Origin of the sequence: Streptomyces sp. V3I8, assembly GCF_030817535.1 — a bacterium.
Lineage (GTDB): Bacteria > Actinomycetota > Actinomycetes > Streptomycetales > Streptomycetaceae > Streptomyces.
In genome coordinates this window covers 4,194,992-4,214,900 of the sequence record NZ_JAUSZL010000002.1, presented here as the reverse complement: position 1 = coordinate 4,214,900, position 19,909 = coordinate 4,194,992, and the positions used below count along the sequence as shown (strand labels likewise).

The 19,909-nt window shown below is 70.1% G+C and carries 16 protein-coding genes and 3 tRNA genes; 9 read left to right on the top strand and 10 right to left on the bottom strand.

Going from position 1 to position 19,909, the window contains the following annotated elements:
* Positions 1-6: 6 nt before the first annotated feature.
* The 5 genes from QFZ75_RS18665 to QFZ75_RS18645 form a co-directional block, all read right to left on the bottom strand.
* On the bottom strand, positions 7-813 hold the full coding sequence (locus tag QFZ75_RS18665) for an ABC transporter permease (RefSeq protein ID WP_307538367.1): 807 nt from the start codon (positions 811-813) through the stop codon (positions 7-9).
* Complete coding sequence (locus tag QFZ75_RS18660; protein WP_307538365.1) at positions 810-1,817, bottom strand: ABC transporter ATP-binding protein; 1,008 nt, start codon at positions 1,815-1,817, stop codon at positions 810-812. The genes QFZ75_RS18665 and QFZ75_RS18660 overlap by 4 nt, the downstream gene beginning before the upstream one ends.
* A gap of 190 nt (positions 1,818-2,007) precedes the next feature.
* Positions 2,008-2,080, bottom strand: a tRNA-Gly gene (locus QFZ75_RS18655).
* Between the two features lie 79 nt (positions 2,081-2,159).
* A tRNA-Gly gene (locus QFZ75_RS18650) sits at positions 2,160-2,231 on the bottom strand.
* Positions 2,232-2,519: 288 nt separating this feature from the next.
* Positions 2,520-2,837, bottom strand: a complete 318-nt coding sequence (locus QFZ75_RS18645; protein WP_307538363.1) for an Lsr2 family protein — start codon at positions 2,835-2,837, stop codon at positions 2,520-2,522.
* Between the two features lie 359 nt (positions 2,838-3,196).
* Here QFZ75_RS18645 and purS point away from each other — a divergent pair, with 359 nt between their 5' ends.
* From purS to purM, 7 genes are all read left to right on the top strand, one after another.
* A complete protein-coding gene (gene purS, locus QFZ75_RS18640; RefSeq protein WP_307538361.1) occupies positions 3,197-3,460 on the top strand; it encodes a phosphoribosylformylglycinamidine synthase subunit PurS in 264 nt (87 codons plus the stop codon).
* On the top strand, positions 3,457-4,161 hold the full coding sequence (gene purQ, locus QFZ75_RS18635; protein ID WP_307538359.1) for a phosphoribosylformylglycinamidine synthase subunit PurQ: 705 nt from the start codon (positions 3,457-3,459) through the stop codon (positions 4,159-4,161). Before purS ends, purQ begins: the two co-directional genes overlap by 4 nt.
* On the top strand, positions 4,158-6,416 hold the full coding sequence (gene purL, locus QFZ75_RS18630) for a phosphoribosylformylglycinamidine synthase subunit PurL (RefSeq protein ID WP_307538357.1): 2,259 nt from the start codon (positions 4,158-4,160) through the stop codon (positions 6,414-6,416). The genes purQ and purL overlap by 4 nt, the downstream gene beginning before the upstream one ends.
* Positions 6,417-6,630: 214 nt before the next feature.
* Entirely contained in the window at positions 6,631-7,428 is a 798-nt protein-coding gene (locus QFZ75_RS18625) for a maleylpyruvate isomerase family mycothiol-dependent enzyme (RefSeq protein WP_307538355.1), read from the top strand.
* Positions 7,429-7,525: 97 nt separating this feature from the next.
* A complete protein-coding gene (locus QFZ75_RS18620) occupies positions 7,526-8,401 on the top strand; it encodes an META domain-containing protein (RefSeq protein WP_307538353.1) in 876 nt (291 codons plus the stop codon).
* A gap of 83 nt (positions 8,402-8,484) precedes the next feature.
* Complete coding sequence (gene purF, locus QFZ75_RS18615) at positions 8,485-10,011, top strand: amidophosphoribosyltransferase (RefSeq protein ID WP_307538352.1); 1,527 nt, start codon at positions 8,485-8,487, stop codon at positions 10,009-10,011.
* 56 nt (positions 10,012-10,067) lie between these two features.
* Positions 10,068-11,144 (top strand): phosphoribosylformylglycinamidine cyclo-ligase, encoded by a 1,077-nt coding sequence (gene purM, locus QFZ75_RS18610; RefSeq protein WP_307538351.1) that lies wholly within the window; start codon positions 10,068-10,070, stop codon positions 11,142-11,144.
* 178 nt (positions 11,145-11,322) lie between these two features.
* Here the strand turns inward: purM and QFZ75_RS18605 are convergent, their stop codons facing one another.
* Positions 11,323-11,574: a DUF3073 domain-containing protein gene (locus QFZ75_RS18605; protein WP_149512621.1), complete on the bottom strand. Its 252-nt coding sequence runs from the start codon at positions 11,572-11,574 to the stop codon at positions 11,323-11,325.
* A gap of 300 nt (positions 11,575-11,874) precedes the next feature.
* Entirely contained in the window at positions 11,875-12,966 is a 1,092-nt protein-coding gene (locus QFZ75_RS18600) for a Glu/Leu/Phe/Val dehydrogenase dimerization domain-containing protein (protein WP_307538349.1), read from the bottom strand.
* Between the two features lie 231 nt (positions 12,967-13,197).
* Here QFZ75_RS18600 and QFZ75_RS18595 point away from each other — a divergent pair, with 231 nt between their 5' ends.
* A complete protein-coding gene (locus tag QFZ75_RS18595) occupies positions 13,198-14,064 on the top strand; it encodes a hypothetical protein (RefSeq protein WP_307538347.1) in 867 nt (288 codons plus the stop codon).
* A 530-nt stretch (positions 14,065-14,594) separates the two neighbouring features.
* On the top strand, positions 14,595-14,801 hold the full coding sequence (gene bldC / locus QFZ75_RS18590) for a developmental transcriptional regulator BldC (RefSeq protein WP_003949541.1): 207 nt from the start codon (positions 14,595-14,597) through the stop codon (positions 14,799-14,801).
* A 469-nt stretch (positions 14,802-15,270) separates the two neighbouring features.
* Here bldC and QFZ75_RS18585 read toward each other — a convergent pair whose 3' ends face one another.
* The 3 genes from QFZ75_RS18585 to hrpA all read right to left on the bottom strand — a co-directional run bounded on the left by QFZ75_RS18585 (position 15,271) and on the right by hrpA (position 19,830).
* A complete protein-coding gene (locus QFZ75_RS18585) occupies positions 15,271-15,462 on the bottom strand; it encodes a DUF6274 family protein (protein WP_307538345.1) in 192 nt (63 codons plus the stop codon).
* Positions 15,463-15,654: 192 nt separating this feature from the next.
* A tRNA-Asp gene (locus QFZ75_RS18580) sits at positions 15,655-15,729 on the bottom strand.
* A gap of 93 nt (positions 15,730-15,822) precedes the next feature.
* The gene (gene hrpA, locus QFZ75_RS18575) at positions 15,823-19,830 is read right to left on the bottom strand and encodes an ATP-dependent RNA helicase HrpA (RefSeq protein WP_307538344.1); all 4,008 of its coding nucleotides are present in this window, start codon (positions 19,828-19,830) and stop codon (positions 15,823-15,825) included.
* Between the last annotated feature and the right edge of the window lie 79 nt (positions 19,831-19,909).

Below are 19,909 nucleotides of genomic sequence, written 5' to 3'. Positions count from 1 at the left end.
TTCCGCTCAGCGCCTCGGCTCCCAGCGGAACCACTTCCGTACAGCAAACACCGCGAGCACGGTCCAGGCCAGCGCCGTCGCGACCGCGCCCAGGGCCTCGTAGGCGGAGAGGCTGCCCTCCCAGCCGCCGCGGACCAGCGTGATCACGGGGGACAGCGGCAGCAGCTCGCAGACGGCGGCGACCCGGTCGGGCATGACCTCGAAGGGCACGACGGTGCCGGAGGCCATCATCGACAGGAGCAGCAGCGGCATCGCGGCCACCTGGGCGCCCTCCACGCTCCGGCTGAAGCTCGCGGTCACCGCCGCGAGCGCCGGCCACATCACGAGCCCCAGCAGCAGCCCCAGCACGGCGAGGAGGGGTGCCTCGGGCGCCCCCACGTCGAGCAGCGCCGCACAGACGCCCACCAGCACCAGGCACTGCACCAGGCCGATGAGGACCGACGGGACGGCGGCACCCGTCAGGATCTCCGCGTCCCGCAGCTCCCCGGTGCGCAGCCGCTTGAGAACGAGCTCCTCGCGGCGGGCGGCGTAGACGCTGACCAGTGAGCTGTAGACGGCGAACAGGAGGGAGAAGCCGACGGCGGAGGGCAGGATGACCGAGCCGACCGAGAGGCCGGCCCCCGCCAGGTCCATGTCCTCGACCGTCGAACGCACGCTGAGCGGCAGGACCAGCGGCACGAAGACGGCCGCGAAGAAGGTGGCCCTGCTGCGCGCGAGCAGGGTGAGTTCGGCGCGCGCGAGGGAGGCCATGCGCCCGGCCGCGGTCACGGCCGGGGCCGGGGGTGCGGTCCTGTTCACGGTGTCCGTGCTCATGCGGCGTGCTCCTTGTCCGGGCGGGTGGGGTTCTTCGTGTCCACGGCGGTCCGCGCGGGGGATGCCGCGAGGGTGTCCCGCTCGGACACGTCCCGCGCGATCCGCAGGAACGCCTCCTCCAGGGACCCGGAGCGCACGTCGAGCCCCCGCAGCTCGACGCCGGCCCGTTCGGCCCACACCAGCAGTCCGGTGGCGGCCCGCTGCAGCTCGTTCGTACGCAGCCGCAGGACCCGTCCCACGGTCTCGTGCCCGGTGACGCCGAGGGAGTCGAGGGGCGGAAGGTCGCCGGGGAAGTAGCCGGCGGGCAGTTCGAAGGAGATCCGCGACGGCTGGGAGGCGGTGACCTCGGCCGGGGTGCCGGAGACGGCGATCCGCCCGGCGTGCAGGATCGCGAGCCGGTCGGCGAGCCCCTCGGCCTCCTCCAGGTAGTGCGTGGTGAGCAGCACGGTGGTGCCCGTCGCGCGCAGTTCGCGCACCAACTCCCAGGTCTCCTGGCGCCCTTCGGCGTCGAGGCCGGTGGTCGGCTCGTCCAGGAAGAGCACCTCGGGCCGTCCGAGGAGGGCGAGCGCCAGGTCCAGGCGCCGCTTCTCGCCGCCGGACAGCTGCTTGACGCGTACGCCGGCCCGGCGGGTGAGACCGACCAGTGACAGGGCCTCGCTCTCGGGCCGGGCGCCGCTCGTGCAGCCCGCCCACATGCGGACCGTCTCCGAGACGGTCAGCTCGGACGGGAAGCCGCCCTCCTGGAGCATGAGGCCGATGCGGGGGCGCACCGCGGAGCGCTCGGTGTACGGGTCGTGGCCCAGGACACGTACGCGTCCCGACGCCGGGCGCGCGAGGCCCTCGACCAGTTCGACGGTGGAGGTCTTGCCGGCGCCGTTGGTCCCGAGCAGGGCGAAGAGTTCGCCGCGGCCGACCTCGAAGGACACCCCTCGGACCGCTTCGTACCCTCCGTCGTAGACGCGCCGCAGGTCGGTGACCTCGATCACGGGCTCGTTGGTAGTCATGACCCAAGCGTGGCGGCGGCCGGCGGCCGGCGGCAGTGCGGACTGTCACCGCTGCACATGACAAATGTCAGTCGCCCGCGAAGTCGCTCGCGCAGGCGTCCGCAGGTGGACGCAGGCGGGCGAAGGCGGGCGAAGGCGGGCGCACGAGAAAGACCCCGGTCGATTGACCGGGGTCTTTCTTCTTCAGCGGAGCGGACGACCAGGTTCGAACTGGCGACCTCAACCTTGGCAAGGTTGCGCTCTACCAACTGAGCTACGTCCGCATTGCCTCCGACCGGCTTTCACCGATCGGCGCGCTCGTCAGCCTACCCGATCCGAAGATCGGCCGTACTGGCGATGCAGAGCGGGTGACAGGAATTGCACACTGCGCCTTCCCCCTGGAAGGGGGATGTTCTGCTACTGAACTACACCCGCGTGACTCCGGTGAGCCGGGCCTTTCGGCCTTGCCCCTCGGCGTGCTCCGAACTGTAGCCGATGGTCAGGGGTGCAACGCAAGTCGACGCCTCCCAGGCCCCGATGCCCCCCACGGGCGACCCCCGCCAGGGTCGCGAGGAACCCGCCCACGAAGGCGCGGCCCCCGCTTTCAGGGGCGCGGGGAACGGCGCGCTCAGCCCCCGCCACCCGCACCCGACGAACAACCGCCCCTACCCGCCCCATGGGGCCGCCCGCCCCGGCGGGCAAGGGCCCAGGCCCGACCCCCGCTCACTGCGCCGCGGCGAACGCCTCATAGACCCGCTTCGGAATCCGCCCCCGCGCGGGCACCTCGAACCGGTTGGACTGCGCCCACGCCCGCACGGCGGCCGGATCGGGGGCCACGGCGGTCTCCCGGTACGCCTTGCCGGACCGCGACCGCTTCCGCCCGGCCTCCACGTACGGCTCCAGCGCCGCGCGCAACCGCTCGGCATTCGCCGGATTCAAGTCGATCTCGTACGACTTGCCGTCCAGGCCGAAGGCGATCGTCTCCGCCGCTTCCGAGCCGTCGATGTCGTCGAAAAGAGTGACTACGACACGCTGCGCCACGAATATCGGTCCCTTCGTGCGGCACCTCTCCGGCGACGCCCGACGGCGTGCACAGGTGCCGACTGTCCGGCTGCTTTTATGGGTGATTGAGCAAAGTATCTGGTATTGCCAATTCATTTGTACAGTGCTCGGCAATCCAATGTGAAGCTCGACTAAATCCCTTGGCGTGTCCGCAGGGCAATAGGAAGCCCGGTCCTGATCCGGATCTTTCCCAGGATTTTTCGCGAAGGCGCCCGACGATAGCCCCTCGATGCGGAATCGTGATGACCGTCACGTACTTTCCTACGAATCTACCCGCGTAGAAATTTTGTACGGGTAGTCTGAAGGAACCTGCTCAGCACCACACACCGGGAGTGCCAGTGGCACGCGTCGTAGTCGACGTCATGCTCAAGCCGGAGATCCTCGACCCCCAGGGCCAGGCGGTGCAGCGTGCACTGCCGCGTCTCGGTTTCGAAGGCATCTCCGACGTACGTCAGGGAAAGCGATTCGAACTGGAAGTTGACGGGCCGGTGGACGACGCCGCGCTCGCCCGCATCCACGAACTCGCCGAATCCTTCCTCGCCAACACCGTGATCGAGGACTTCGTCGTCAAGGTCGAGGAAGTCGTGGAGGCCGGAAAGTGACCGCTCGTATCGGCGTCGTCACTTTCCCTGGAAGCCTCGACGACCGGGACACCCAGCGCGCGATCAAGCTCGCCGGCGCCGAACCCGTCGCCCTCTGGCACAAGGACAAGGACCTCAAGCAGGTCGACGCGGTGGTGCTGTGCGGCGGTTTCTCGTACGGCGACTATCTGCGCGCCGGTGCCATCGCGCGGTTCTCGCCGGTGATGGAGACCGTCATTGAGCAGGCGAAGGCGGAAATGCCGGTGCTCGGCATCTGCAACGGCTTCCAGATCCTCACCGAGGCGCATCTCCTGCCCGGCGGGATGCTCGGCAACGACCACCTCCACTTCATCTGCCGCGACCAGAAGCTGCGGGTGGAGAACGCGTCGACCGCCTGGACCGCCGACTACGAGTCCGGCCAGGAGATCCACATCCCTCTGAAGAACATGGACGGGCGGTACGTCGCCGACGAGCGCACCCTCGACATGCTCGAGGCGGAGGGCCGGGTCACCTTCCGTTACGTGACCGGCGGTGACGCGGCCGACGGCTACGGCAACCCCAACGGCTCGCTGCGGGACATCGCCGGCATCGCGAACGCGGCGGGCAACGTCGTGGGTCTCATGCCGCACCCGGAGCACGCCGTGGAGCCCCTGGTCGGCTCCGGCCGCACCGACGGCCTGCCCTTCTTCACCTCGATCCTCAAGAAGCTGGTCAACGCATGAGCCGGACGCCTCTGGACACGGTCGAGCACGCGGCCGAGACCCCTGACGTCGACCTTCCCTGGGCCGAACTGGGCCTGAAGAAGGACGAGTACGAGCGGGTCGTGGAGATCCTCGGCCGCCGGCCCACCGGCGCCGAGCTCGCCATGTACTCCGTCATGTGGTCCGAGCACTGCTCGTACAAGTCCTCCAAGGTGCACCTGCGCCAGTTCGGCGAGAAGGCCCCGCAGAGCGACGCCCTGCTGGTCGGCATCGGCGAGAACGCCGGTGTCGTGGACGTCGGCCAGGGCTACGCGGTCACCTTCAAGGTCGAGTCGCACAACCACCCGTCGTACGTCGAGCCCTACCAGGGCGCGGCCACCGGCGTCGGCGGCATCGTGCGCGACATCATCGCCATGGGCGCCCGCCCGGTCGCGGTCGTGGACCCGCTGCGCTTCGGCGCGGCCGACCACCCCGACACCAAGCGCGTGCTGCCCGGCGTCGTCGCCGGCATCGGCGGCTACGGCAACTGCCTGGGCCTGCCGAACATCGGCGGCGAGGTCGTCTTCGACGCCTGCTACCAGGGCAACCCGCTGGTCAACGCCGGTGCCATCGGCGTCATGCGGCACGAGGACATCCACCTCGCGAAGGCGTCCGGCGCCGGCAACAAGGTCATCCTGTACGGGGCCCGCACGGGCGGCGACGGCATCGGCGGCGCCTCCATCCTGGCCTCCGAGACCTTTGACGACGCCAAGCCGTCGAAGCGCCCGGCCGTGCAGGTCGGCGACCCCTTCCAGGAGAAGCTCCTCATCGAGTGCACCCTGGAGGCCTTCGCCGAGAAGCTGGTCGTCGGCATCCAGGACCTGGGCGCGGCCGGCCTGTCCTGTGCCACCAGCGAGCTCGCCTCCAACGGCTCCGGCGGTATGCGCGTCACCCTCGACGACGTACCGCTGCGCGACTCCACGCTCTCGCCCGAGGAGATCCTCATGAGCGAGTCGCAGGAACGGATGTGCGCGGTCGTCGAGCCGTCGAAGGTCGACCGCTTCCTGGAGATCTGCGACAAGTGGGACGTCATCGCCACCGTCATCGGTGAGGTGACCGACGGCGACCGCCTGGAGATCTACTGGCACGGCGGCAAGATCGTCGACGTCGACCCGCGCACGGTCGCGCACGACGGCCCGGTCTACGAGCGCCCGTACGCCCGCCCCGAGTGGCAGGACGCGCTCCAGGCGGACGACGCGAACAAGCTGCCCCGGCCGACCACTTCGCAGGAGCTGCGCAGTCAGGTCCTGCGGCTGGTCTCCTCGCCGAACCAGGCCTCCAAGTCCTGGATCACCTCCCAGTACGACCGCTTCGTGCAGGGCAACACGGTGCTGGCCCAGCCCGAGGACTCGGGCATGATCCGCATCGACGAGGAGTCCGGGCTCGGCGTCGCCATCGCCACGGACGGCAACGGCCGCTACACCAAGCTGGACCCGTACCACGGCGCCCAGCTGGCCCTGGCCGAGGCGTACCGGAACGTCGCGACGACCGGCGCCAAGCCGCTCGCCGTCTCCGACTGCCTGAACTTCGGCTCGCCCGAGGACCCGGCCGTCATGTGGCAGTTCGCGGAGGCCATCCGCGGGCTGGCCGACGGCTGCCTGCAGTTGGGCACCCCGGTGACCGGCGGCAACGTCTCGCTCTACAACCAGACGGGCGAGGCGGCCATCCACCCGACCCCGGTCGTCGCGGTCCTCGGCGTCATCGACGACGTCGCCCGCCGCACCCCGGCCGCCTTCCGGGAAGAGGGTCAGCTCCTCTACCTGCTCGGTGACACCCGCGAGGAGTTCGGCGGTTCGGCCTGGTCGCAGGTCGTCCACGACCACCTGGGCGGACTGCCGCCGGCCGTGGACCTGGAGCGGGAACGCCTGCTCGGCGAGATCCTGATCTCCGCCTCCCGCGACGGCATGATCGACGCCGCGCACGACCTGTCCGACGGCGGTCTGATCCAGGCCGTGGTCGAGTCGGCGCTGCTCGGCGGCAAGGGCGCCCGGCTCGTCGTACCCGACGGGCTCGACGCCTTCACGTTCCTCTTCTCCGAGTCCGCGGGCCGCGCCGTCGTCGCGATCCCGCGCTCCGAGGAACTCCGCTTCAACGACATGTGTGGGGCGCGGGGGCTGCCCGTCGCCCGCATCGGTGTCGTCGACGGTGACGCGGTGGAGGTCCAGGGCGAGTTCAGCCTCCCCCTGACCGAACTCCGCACGGCCCACGAGGCCACGATTCCGGCGCTCCTGGCGTAGTCGCGCGCGCCCCCACCGGGCGGTGGTTCGTCCTCCGCCCGGTGGGGGTCGATCGCGCAGTTCCCCGCGCCCCTGACGGGGCGCCGGCGGACGCGCCGTACCGACTCGCCCGGCCCCGTGGCTCTCAGGGGCGCGGGGAACTGCGCGGCCGGCCCCCACCGGGCCGCACCCGACGCTCTCCCGAGGCCCCCCAAGGCCTCGCTAGGCTCATGGCATGCCCCCGGCCAAGAAACGCCTCCGTACCTACGACCCGGCGAAGACCCGCGCCGCGGTGCTCGCCCAGTTCGGGAGCGTACGGGCGGCCGTACGCGGCCTGACCCCGGAGCAGCTCGCCGCGCCGACCGCCCTCGGCGACTGGACCGTGCGGGAGCTGGCCGCGCACCTCACCATGGCGCTGGAGGCCGTGAGCCGCGGCTTGGACGGGGACGAGCCGGCCGGCCCCCCGCTCGCCCTGCTCGACTGGCCGTCCGCGACGGCCCCGCGGGCGGCGGAGGTCGACGACGACGTGCACGCGCTCGCCGCCGCCGAGCCGGACCTCGACGCGCTGTACGAGCGCACCGGGACCAGGTTCACCGAGCGCCTGCCGGCCGCCCCCGGCGACCGGCTGCTCGCCACGCGCGTGGGGGCGATGACCCTGGCCGACTACCTGGTCACCCGCACCGTGGAGCTGGTCGTCCACACCGACGACCTGAACGCCGCCGTCCCGGGCCTCGGCATCCCGTACGACCGCCAGGCCCTCGCCGCCTGCACCCGCCTGCTGGCCGACACGCTCGCCGTGAGGGTGCCCGGCGCCTCCACCGAGGTGCGCGTACCGCCGTACGCGGTCGTGCAGTGCGTGCCGGGGCCTCGCCACACCCGCGGCACCCCGCCGAACGTCGTCGAGACGGATCCCCTCACCTGGATCCGCCTCGCGACCGGGCGCACGCGGTGGAGGACGGCCCTCGACGACGCGAAGGTCCGCGCGAGCGGAGAACGCGCCGACCTGGGCGGACTGCTTCCCCTGATGGGCTGACCCCGCACGCCGGCCGGGGCGGCGCACCCGGGCCCGCCGTTGTGCGGCCGTTACGCGGCGAGGGAACCAGACACCCCACCCGCCCCGTCGAAGCGACATGCACACGCAGCGATTCAACCTCAGCGCCCTCGGCACCCGGGCCGGTATCGGCGCCCTGGCGGTCACCGGACTCCTCGCCACGGCCGCCTGCGGCACGGAAAGCGGTGGCAAGGAATCCGGTTCCAGCTCCGTCGGCACCCGGCAGGCCGCCGGGATCACCGGCAAGCAGTGGAACGTGCGGAGCGTGACCGTCGACGGCAAGGAGCACGCCGCCCCCTCCGGCGCCCACATCGAGTTCGCGAAGGACGGCACGGTCGGCGGCAACTACGGCTGCAACCACTTCGGGGCGAGCGCCGAGATCAAGGGCGACACGATCACGGTCGGCGACGACACCGTGAAGACGAAGATGGCCTGCACGGCCAAGGGCACGATGGACTTCGAGTCGCAGCTCGGCGAGGCCATCTCCGACAGCACGATCAAGGCCGAGGTCGACGACGACGAGCTGACGCTCACCACCGCGGACGGATACACCGTGAACCTCACCGCCGACAAGCCCGCCGACCTGTACGGCACGAAGTGGAACGTCACCGGCACGGTGAAGAGCGACGCGAAGGACGGCACGGAGGGCGGCTCCGCCGTCGCCCTGTCCGACGAGGCCGAGGGCCGGGTCCATCTGACCTTCGACAAGGCGAAGGGCACCGTCAGCGGCGAGCTCGGCTGCAACAGGGTGACGGCGAAGGCCACGGTCGGCGACGGCACTATCACTTTGGGCACGCCGGGCACCACCCGGAAGATGTGCTCCGACTCACTCATGGACACCGAGAGGTCCCTGCTGAAGCTCTTCGGCGGCACGGTGAAATACCGGCTGGAGGGCGGCGATCTCACGCTGACCAGCGCGAACGGCGCGGGCCTGGAAGCCGTCGCCGCGAAGTGACCCCCGGCGGGCGGCGCCCCGCGGCGCCGTCCGGGCACTTCCCCAATTCGGACCAGTGGTCGATCTCGCCTACACTCGGTGGCGTGCCACGTGGTGACGGACGACTCAGTCATGATCTGCTCCCCGGCGAGAAAGGCCCCCAGGACGCTTGCGGCGTCTTCGGAGTCTGGGCTCCCGGTGAAGAGGTCGCCAAGCTCACTTACTTCGGGCTCTACGCCCTCCAGCATCGAGGCCAGGAATCCGCGGGAATCGCGGTCAGCAACGGCTCCCAGATCCTCGTCTTCAGAGACATGGGCCTCGTGTCCCAGGTCTTCGACGAGGCATCCCTGGGCTCCCTGCTCGGTCACATCGCGGTCGGTCACGCCCGCTACTCGACCACCGGTGCCTCCACCTGGGAGAACGCCCAGCCGACCTTCCGTGCCACCGGGCACGGCTCGATCGCGCTCGGCCACAACGGCAACCTCGTCAACACGGCGGAGCTGGCCGGGATGGTCGCCGACCTCCCCAAGCAGGAGGGCCGCACCCCCCGGGTCGCGGCGACCAACGACACCGACCTGCTCACGGCCCTGCTGGCCGCCCAGGTCGACGACGACGGCAGGCCGCTGACCGTCGAAGAGGCCTCCGCCACGATCCTCCCGCAGGTCCAGGGCGCCTTCTCGCTCGTCTTCATGGACGAGCACACCCTCTACGCCGCGCGTGACCCGCAGGGCATCCGCCCGCTGGTCCTCGGCCGCCTGGAGCGCGGCTGGGTCGTCGCCTCCGAGTCCGCCGCCCTCGACATCTGCGGCGCCGCCTACGTCCGCGAGATCGAGCCGGGCGAGTTCATCGCCATCGACGAGAACGGCCTGCGAAGCTCCCGGTTCGCGGAAGCGAAGCCCAAGGGCTGTGTCTTCGAGTACGTGTACCTGGCCCGCCCGGACACCGACATCGCCGGCCGGAACGTCTACCTCTCGCGGGTCGAGATGGGCCGCCGGCTGGCGAAGGAAGCCCCGGTCGAGGCCGACCTGGTCATAGCGACCCCGGAGTCCGGGACGCCCGCCGCGATCGGTTACGCAGAGGCCTCCGGCATCCCGTTCGGCGCCGGCCTGGTGAAGAACGCGTATGTGGGCCGGACCTTCATCCAGCCTTCACAGACCATCCGCCAGCTGGGCATCAGGCTGAAGCTGAACCCGCTCAAGGAAGTCATCAAGGGCAAGCGCCTGGTCGTCGTGGACGACTCGATCGTGCGCGGCAACACCCAGCGCGCCCTGGTCCGCATGCTCCGCGAGGCGGGCGCGGCCGAGATCCACATCCGGATCTCCTCGCCGCCCGTGAAGTGGCCCTGCTTCTTCGGCATCGACTTCGCCACCCGCGCGGAGCTGATCGCCAACGGCATGACCATCGAGGAGATCGGTACCTCCCTCGGCGCCGACTCCCTCTCGTACATCTCCATCGACGGCATGATCGAGGCCACCACCATCGACAAGCCGAACCTCTGCCGTGCCTGCTTCGACGGCGAGTACCCGATGGACCTCCCGGACCCCGAGCTGCTCGGCAAGCAGCTGCTGGAGACCGAGCTGGCCGCGGGCCCCGCCGCCACGGCCGCGGCCGACGCGATCCGTCGTCCGTAAGACCGCGCAGCAACCTCGCAGCGACACCGCTGTACGACACGAAAGTCCTCACCCTCATGTCTGAGACAACTGGTGCCAGCTACGCAGCGGCGGGCGTCGACATCGAAGCGGGCGACCGCGCGGTCGAACTGATGAAGGAGTGGGTGAAGAAGACGCAGCGCCCCGAAGTCGCGGGCCTTGGCGGCCTGGGCGGCTTCGCCGGCCTCTTCGACGCCTCCGCCCTCAAGCGGTACGAGCGCCCGCTGCTCGCCTCCGCCACGGACGGCGTGGGCACGAAGGTCGACCTCGCCCGGCAGCTCGGCGTGTACGACACCATCGGCCACGACCTGGTCGCGATGGTCATGGACGACATCGTGGTGTGCGGCGCGGAGCCGCTCTTCATGACCGACTACATCTGCGTCGGCAAGGTCCACCCGGAGCGCGTGGCGGCCATCGTGAAGGGCATCGCCGAGGGCTGTGTCCTCGCGGGCTGCGCCCTGGTGGGCGGCGAGACGGCCGAGCACCCCGGTCTGCTGGGCCCGGACGACTTCGACGTCGCAGGCGCCGGTACCGGGGTCGTGGAGGCCGACCGGCTGCTGGGCGCGGATCGTATCCGTACGGGTGACGCGGTGATCGCCATGGCGTCCTCCGGCCTTCACTCGAACGGGTACTCGCTCGTCCGGCACGTGCTCTTCGACCGCGCGGACCTGAAGCTCGACAGCCACGTCGCGGAGTTCGGCCGCACGCTCGGCGAGGAGCTCCTGGAGCCCACCAAGATCTACTCGCTGGACTGTCTGGCGCTGACCCGCACGACGGACGTGCACGCGTACTCGCACATCACGGGCGGCGGCCTCGCGGCCAACCTGGCCCGGGTGATCCCGGACGGCCTGCACGCGATCGTCGACCGCGCCACCTGGACCCCGGCCCCTGTCTTCGACCTCGTCGGCACCACCGGCCGGGTGGAGCGCCTGGAGCTGGAGAAGACGCTGAACATGGGCGTGGGCATGATCGCGATCGTCCCGCAGGACTCCGCGGACGCGGCCCTGACCACCCTCGCCGACCGGGGCGTGGAGGCCTGGGTGGCGGGCGAGATCACCGACCGCGGCGCCCACGAGACGGGCGCGGCCCTGATCAACGACTACGCATCCCGCTGACGACCCCGCGCCCCGTCAGGGGCGCGGGGAACGGCGCGACCGGCCCCCACCGACCCGCAGCTGGCCGGCCGACAGAAAGTCACCCCGCTCCCTGCGGAGCGGCATGCACAAAACCCGGTCCGGTGAGAAACCCCGGACCGGGTGAAGCGCAGCTAGAACGACGAGCGCAGCTGGTGCGTCAAGCCCCGCGGCGTTGCGACGCAGGACCGGACTCATCGTCCTCGTCCTCGTCGTCGTTGTAGAGATCCGCGTACTGGGCGTACGGGTCGTCTTCCTCGTCGTCGTCCTCGAACGGCTCGCCATTCGGCGGCTGTTGCGAAGTCGAAGCGCCCAGCTCATTGGCCAGACGCGACAGATCAGTCCCGCCGCTGCTGTACTTCAGCTGGCGGGCGACCTTCGTCTGCTTGGCCTTTGCCCGGCCGCGCCCCATGGCTCGACCCCCTTGGATATGAGGCTCGACGGCCCCAGAGTCTTGACACGCGTTCATGATCTGGAACGGACTCTCCGTGGAGAGACCGGTCCGTAGGGCTTCCACGGTACCTGAGCCCACGCCCATACGGTACGTCGCCCACAGGACGCGCCTGCGCCCAGGACCTGCGAAGGCCCTGTCCTCGCTGGTCAACCGCGATTTTAACCTCTTCTCGGCGAGCGACCCGCCGACGAACGTGAGAGTTCTCTCCCGCACTCGCCGACGGGCGCCCCCGAGGGGCTTCCGCAGGGCCCGGGACCGTCAGGGACGGCGGGCCTCCGCCATGCGGTTCTCGGCGATCCGGTCGGCCGCGGCGGCCGGCGGAATCCCGTCCTCCTTCGCACGAGCGAATATGGCCAGCGTGGTGTCGAAGATCTTCGCGGCCTTCTCCTTGCACCGGTCGAAGTCGAAGCCGTGGAGCTCGTCGGCCACCTGGATGACACCGCCGGCGTTCACCACGTAGTCCGGCGCGTAGAGGATCCCGCGGTCGGAGAGGTCCTTCTCCACGCCCGGGTGCGCCAGTTGGTTGTTGGCGGCGCCGCACACGATCTTCGCGGTGAGGGCCGGCACGGACTCGTCGTCCAGGGCGCCGCCGAGCGCGCACGGGGCGTAGATGTCGAGCCCCTCGGTCCGGATCAGCCGCTCGGTGTCCACGGCGACCTCCACGGAGGGGTGCCTGTCGGCGATGCGGCCCACGGCGTCCTGCCGCACGTCCGCGATCACGACCCGGGCGCCGTCCTCCAGCAGGTGCTCCACCAGGTGCCGTCCCACCTTGCCGACGCCCGCGACGCCGACGGTGCGGCCGCGCAGCGACGGGCCGCCCCACAGGTGCTGCGCGGAGGCCCGCATGCCCTGGAAGACCCCGAAGGCCGTCAGGACCGACGAGTCGCCCGCACCGCCGTTCTCGGGGGAACGCCCGGTCGTCCAGCGGCACTCGCGCGCCACGACGTCCATGTCGGCCACGTAGGTGCCGACGTCGCAGGCGGTCACGTACCGCCCGCCGAGGGAGGACACGAAGCGGCCGTACGCGAGGAGCAGGTCCTCGGTCTTGATCTGCTCGGGGTCACCGATGATCACGGCCTTGCCGCCGCCGTGGTCGAGACCGGCCATGGCGTTCTTGTACGACATCCCGCGCGCGAGGTTCAGCGCGTCCGCGACGGCCGCCTCCTCGCTCGCGTACGGGTAGAAGCGGGTGCCGCCGAGGGCGGGGCCCAGGGCGGTCGAGTGGATGGCGATGACGGCCTTGAGGCCGGTGGCGCGGTCCTGGCAGAGCACGACCTGCTCATGGCCGCCCTGATCCGTCCGGAACAGGGTGTGCAGTACGTCGTCGGGGCTGCCGGTTACGTCGGTCACTGTGGTGACTCCCAGGTAAAGAGCGGCGGGCGGAGCGGCCCTCGTACGGGTGGCGGGGGTCCGTGTGGCACGAGATTAGAGCCTGCGCCGGACCGCCATCGGCGCAGTGGTCGGGATCACCCCCTCCCGGAGTACGGACCCGGGCGGGCGTGGGACGATTTGCAGTGGTTTCCCGCGCGCCCCGCGTGGGCCGCACGGTTTTCCGCCGGGCCGGATGGGGAGGGAGCAAGCGTGCCCAAGGTGTCCTCGTTGATCGTCCCGTACGCGTCCTACCTCCGCGTCTACGAACCCCTCGCGGCCTTCCCCGAACCGGAGCGAGGCCACTGGGCACGCTACGCGCGCCGGCCCGCGCGCCCCTCGTACCAGGACGAGCTGCGCCGCTCGCTGGCCGACCTGCTGCCGGTGCCGCCGGTCGCGGTGCCGGTCCACGAGAGCGGGGACGCGTTCGTGGCGGACGTGGACGGCGTGCTGTGCGTGTGCCCCTGGCGGACCCGGCTGCGCGGCTGGGAGGCGCTGGGCGACCTGGGGGAGGAACTGCCCGCGGTCGTCCTGGACGCCGCGCTGCCCGAACTCGTACGCAGGCAGGCGGCCCAGGACCACGAACGCTGGCTGAGCCGCAACCCCGACGCCCGGCCCTGGATCCGCATGTCGACCTGGCAGGTCCCGCTGCACTGGTTCGTGCTCGTCTCGGACGAGGAGCGCGAGTACGACAAGGGGGCCGGTTCCGGGGGCGGTTCGGAGCCGGAGGAGGACGCGCCCGTGCTCCGCTACCGCACGCCGATGGTGCAGGCGCGGCGGCGGGTGGCGCGGGCTCTGCGGACGCTGCGGGACACCCTCGACGAGGGGCCGCTGATCGACGGCCTGGTGGACGTGGGGCGCTGGCTGGAGGAGTTCCACCCCCGCTCGCTCGTGGAGCTGGACTACGGCGGCCTCGTACACGTCCTGCCCGCCGGGGAGTTGGACGGCGACCACTCGGCCGCGGACGTCGCCGGGGGCATCGAGGCGCTGCGCACAGGCGACGGTGCCGCGGCCGGGGAGGCGTACGGCCGGCTGATCGAACGGTGGCGGTCGGTCCGGGACCGCCGCTCGGCGAACTGAGGCGGCGCGGCGAACTGGGGCCGCTCGTACGCCTCTTCGGAACCTTCTTTTTGAATCAGCGGTCGCTGTGCGTCATGCTGTCCGCAGGACGTTAGTCCCGATCCGGGTCTAACGGGGTAAGCGTGACGGACGGCACTTACGCGGACCTTGCGCCTAACGCCCCTCCTCATGCCAAAATAGGACAAGGAGTCCGGGGAGGGCTCCTTCTGCCCGCGTATGGGTGGAATCTTGGTATTGCGCGCTATGGGGGTTTCTTGTGACTCCTGATCGTCCTGTGACTGATCGTCACAGTGGTGTGACTGTCCGCTATGGCATGGTCCATCGGCTTCCGTCGCTGATGAACACCTGGGAGGGCAATTCCATCGGTTTGGCCGACGTGGCTGGACGGATGGTGTAGTTGTAGTGCCGAGGACAAGCCGTTCGTCCTATAACCGACTCGACCCGCATCCGCCATTTCGGGCAACGCGGGTCAAGGTGCAGAATTTAGAGGAAAGAACCGAGAACGATCGGTTCTCCCGAGGAGGCCGCTCATGACCGCTCGCACCCCTGATGCCGAGCCGCTGCTGACCCCGGCTGAGGTCGCCACGATGTTCCGCGTGGACCCGAAGACGGTCACGCGGTGGGCGAAGGCCGGCAAGCTCACGTCGATCCGTACGCTCGGCGGGCATCGCCGTTACCGCGAAGCAGAGGTCCGCGCTCTGCTGGCGGGCATTCCGCAGCAGCGCAGCGAAGCCTGAACAACAACTGCATAGCTGCATAGCAGGGCATTTCGGCAGTTCCCCCGACTTGTCGAAGGGCCCTTGACCCAAGCTCCAAGCGACGCGGATCCCGCCCCAACGGGGTCCACGCCCGAGCAAGAACCACCAGCAGTGTGGGTGCGTCGTAGATCGCGCTGGACTCCGCCGAGTCCAGCGCGATCTTTTTTGTGCGCTGGTCATCGGGTGTGCGCGCTCGCCGGGTGTGTCTGTGAGTGGCCTTGTCGTGGTCTGGGCGAGGCTGTCGGATCAGCTGTGGACCGCCTCCGGGGTGGAGTGCAATTGCACATATTAAATTGACCTGTTGTAGGTGAGGGGTAAATTTCGCATGTTTGAAAACTTATGCGGTGACACCCGTCACACCGCCCGCTCCTTGTTGTGCGTGGCGTACCTGCGCTAAAGGAGGCCCTGTTCATCTGGGCCCGCGCGAGGGGCAGTTGGCACGGACCCCTCAGGCCGGGGAGGAGGCCTGGTCCTCCGTGGCGCTCTCCGCGGTGCTCTCCGGGTCCGGGTCCGAGGCCGAGGCGAGACGCAGGAGGCGATGGCAGACGGGACAGTGCTTCGTCCTGTGGGGGTGGCCGGAGGCGGCCGACAGGTGGGCGCGGAGGAGGGCTCGTGTCTCATGCCGGACTGTCGCCGCCATGGTCACCTCCGGTGGTGGCTCAGGACTCGGGGTCTGACCCCTGAGTACTTGCGGAATGTGACGGCGTCAAGACCGTGGGCCGGCGGGCGGGGCCGGGGAGGATCGTGGGGCGGATGTGGTGCGGACACCGGCGCCGCGGCATGCGGAAGGCCCCGCATCCACGAGGATGCGGGGCCTTCTTTTCTTCTTCTGCGGTCCTGACGGGATTTGAACCCGCGGCCTCCACCTTGACAGGGTGGCGAGCACTCCAAACTGCTCCACAGGACCAGGTTTCGCAGTGCGATCTTGCGTTGCGCTGCGAGACAGGACTCTACAGGAGGGTTGGCCTCCCTAGCGAACTCACCCGGTGTGCGGGCACCGTTACGGTGCGGCCGCGTCGATCGCCTTCACGATCCGCTTGTCGGAGACGGGGTACGCCGTGCCCAGCGCGTGCGCGAAGTAGCTGACCCGCAGCTCCTCGATCATCCAGCGGATGTCCAGCACGGAGGACGGGACGGGCCGGCCCGGCGGCAGCTGCTCGAGCAGCCAGGCGTATTCGTCCTGCATCTCGTGGACCTTCTCCATCCGGCTGGTGTCCCGCTGGACGTTGGTCGGCATCTGCTGGAGCCGGCGGTCCGCCGCGACCAGGTAGCGCATCAGGTCCGGCAGCCGCCGCAGGCCCGTCGCCGTGATGAAGCCGGGCCGCACGAGGGCGTCCAGCTGCGTCCGTACGTCCGCCAGGTTCGCCAGGAGCACAGGGCTCCGTACGCCCTTCAGGCGGCGCTCACAGGCCTGCCAGGCGGCCAGCACCTGCTCGACCTGCCCGACCGTGCGGACCGTCGTGTCGACGATCTCCGCGCGCACCTTCTCGTACAGCTTCCGGTACGACTCCTCGTCCCACGCCGGGCCCCCGAAGTCCCCGATGAGCTTGTCGGCGGCGGCCGTGGCGCAGTCGTCGAACAGGGCCTGCACCGATCCGTGGGGGTTCGCGGACAGGGCGAGCTTCTGCGCGTTGGTCAGCTTGTCCGAGGCGAACTTCCCCGGGTTGACCGGGATGTTGCGCAGGATGAGCCGCCGTGTGCCCCTCCACATCGCCTGCTGCTGCTCGGCCTCGGTGTCGAAGAGGCGTACGGAGACGGTGTCCGCCTTCGGACCGTCGTCCACCAGCGCCGGGTACGCCTTCACCGGCTGGCCGGCCCGGCGCGTCTCGAAGAGGCGGGTGAGGGAGCCGATGGTCCAGTCGGTCAGCCCCGAGCGCTCCAGGGACTCCCCGCCCTGCCGTTCGGCGGTCGCCGCCGCGGCCTGCGAGATCGCCTGGCGCGCCTTCGGCTTCAGCCGCAGCTTCAGGACCTCCAGGTCCTTGTCCTCGGCCAGCTTGCGGCGCCGCTCGTCGACGATCCGAAAAGTGATCTTCAGGTGGTCGTCGAGCCGGGACCAGTCGAAGTCGTCGGCCGTGAGCGGTACGCCGACCATGCGCCGGAGGTCGCGTGCCAGCGTCACCGTCAGAGGTTCCTGCAGCGGCACCGCCCGCTCCAGGAACCGGCGGGCGAAGTCGGGCGCGGGCACGTAGTTGCGGCGGATCGGCTTCGGCAGGGAGCGGATCAGCTCGGTGACGACCTGCTCGCGCAGCCCCGGGATCTGCCACTCGAAGCCCTCGTCCGTGACCTGGTTCAGCACCTGGAGCGGGATGTGGACGGTCACGCCGTCCGCATCGGCACCCGGCTCGAACTGGTACGTGACCCGGAACTTCAGCCGCCCCTGCCACCACGCGTCCGGATAGTCGTCCTTCGTGACCGCCCCCGCCGACTCCCGGATGAGCATCGAACGCTCGAAGTCGAGGAGCTCGGGCTCCTCCTTGTGCTTGTGCTTCCACCAGGAGTCGAAGTGGGCGCCGGACACGACGTGTTCGGGCACCCGCTCCTCGTAGAAGTCGAAGAGCGTGTCGTCGTCGACCAGGATGTCCCGGCGCCGGGCCCGGTGCTCCAGCTCCTCGACCTCGGTCAGGAGCCGGCGGTTGTCGGCGAAGAACTTGTGGTGCGTACGCCAGTCGCCCTCGACGAGCGCGTTGCGGATGAACAGCTCACGACTGGTCTCCGGGTCGATGCGCCCGTAGTTGACCTTCCGCTGGGCGACGATCGGCACGCCGTACAGCGTGACCTTCTCGTACGCCATCACCGCGGCCTGGTCCTTCTCCCAGTGCGGCTCGCTGTAGGTGCGCTTCAGCAGGTGCTCCGCGAGCGGTTCGATCCACTCGGGCTCGATCCGCGCGTTGACGCGGGCCCACAGCCGGGACGTCTCGACGAGCTCGGCGGACATCACGAAGCGCGGGGGCTTCTTGAAGAGTGCCGAACCGGGGAAGATCGCGAACTTGGCGTTGCGGGCGCCCACGTACTCGTTCCTCGTGGTGCTCCTGCCGCCCTCGCGCCCGCCGTCCTTCCCGGTCCCCGTCCCGGTCGCGCTCTCCTTCACGTCCTTCATGCCGATGTGGGAGAGCAGTCCGGCGAGGAGGGACAGATGGACCTGCTGCTCGGGCGCGTCGTCCTCGTTGGGATGGATGCCCAGCTGTTTGGCGACGGTCCGCAGCTGTGTGTAGATGTCCTGCCACTCGCGGATCCGCAGGAAGTTCAGGTACTCCTGCTTGCACATGCGGCGGAACGACGACGAGCCGCGCTCCTTCTGCTGCTCGCGCACGTACCGCCAGAGGTTGAGGTACGCCAGGAAGTCGGACGTCTCGTCCTTGAAGCGGGCGTGCTGCTGGTCCGCCTGCGCCTGCTTCTCGGCCGGCCGCTCGCGCGGGTCCTGGATGGAGAGCGCGGCGGCGATCACCATGACCTCGCGCACACAGCCGTTCTTGTCGGCCTCCAGGACCATCCGGGCCAGCCGCGGGTCGACGGGCAGCTGGGAGAGCTTGCGGCCGGTGTCGGTGAGGCGCCTGCGCGGGTCCTTCTCCGCCGGGTCGAGGGCGTTGAGCTCCTGGAGGAGCTGGACGCCGTCGCGGATGTTGCGGTGGTCCGGAGGGTCGATGAACGGGAACTTCTCGATCTCGCCGAGCCCGGCCGCGGTCATCTGCAGGATGACGGACGCCAGGTTCGTCCGCAGGATCTCGGCGTCGGTGAACTCCGGCCGGGCGAGGAAGTCGTCCTCGGAGTACAGCCGGATGCAGATGCCGTCGCTGGTACGGCCGCAGCGGCCCTTGCGCTGGTTGGCGCTGGCCTGCGAGACCGCCTCGATGGGCAGACGCTGCACCTTCGTGCGGTGGCTGTACCGGGAGATGCGGGCGTTGCCCGGGTCGATCACGTACTTGATGCCGGGGACGGTGAGGGAGGTCTCGGCGACGTTGGTCGCCAGAACGATCCTGCGTCCGGTGTGCTGCTGGAAGACGCGGTGCTGCTCGGCGTGCGAGAGCCGCGCGTAGAGGGGCAGCACCTCCGTGAACCGGTACTTCTTCTTCTCCAGCGCGTCGGCGGTGTCCCGGATCTCCCGCTCCCCGGACAGGAAGACGAGGATGTCGCCCTTGCCCTCGCCCTGCAGCTCCTCGACGGCGTCGCAGATCGCGGTGATCTGGTCGCGGTCGGCGTCGTCGCCCTCCTCCTCCAGGAGCGGGCGGTAGCGGACCTCGACGGGGTACGTGCGGCCGCTGACCTCGACGATCGGCGCGTCCCCGAAGTGCCGGGAGAAGCGCTCGGGGTCGATGGTCGCGGAGGTGATGACGACCTTGAGGTCCGGCCGCTTCGGCAGCAGCTGGGCCAGGTAGCCGAGCAGGAAGTCGATGTTCAGGGACCGCTCGTGCGCCTCGTCGATGATGATCGTGTCGTAGGCGCGCAGCTCGCGGTCGGTCTGGACCTCGGCGAGCAGGATGCCGTCCGTCATCAGCTTCACGAAGGTGCCGTCCGGGTTCACCTGGTCGGTGAAGCGGACCTTCCAGCCGACGGCCTCGCCGAGCGGGACGTCCAGCTCCTCGGCGACCCGCTCGGCGACGGTACGGGCGGCGATCCGGCGGGGCTGGGTGTGCCCGATCATGCCGCGGACGCCGCGACCCAGTTCGAGGCAGATCTTCGGGATCTGGGTCGTCTTGCCGGAGCCGGTCTCGCCCGCGACGATCACGACCTGGTGATCACGGATGGCGGCCGCGATCTCGTCCTTCTTCTGGCTGACGGGCAGCTGCTCGGGGTACGTGACGGCGGGCACACGGGTGCGCCGCTCGGCCATGCGGGTCTCGGCCTTCGCCACCTCCGCCCCGATCTCGGCGGTGACGGCGGCGCGGGCCTCGGGCTTGCGGATCCGGCGCGCGCCCTCGAGCCTGCGCCCGAGCCGGTGCGCGTCGCGCAGGGACAGCTCGGCCAGACGGGAGGCGAGATCGCCGAGGGCGGGGACAGGGTGCGTAGACATACGCGGTCCAGGATCTCACCTCGGGGAAACTTGGGGCGAACGCTTTTGCGCCCGAGGCGGGCGTCGCGGAGAAATATCC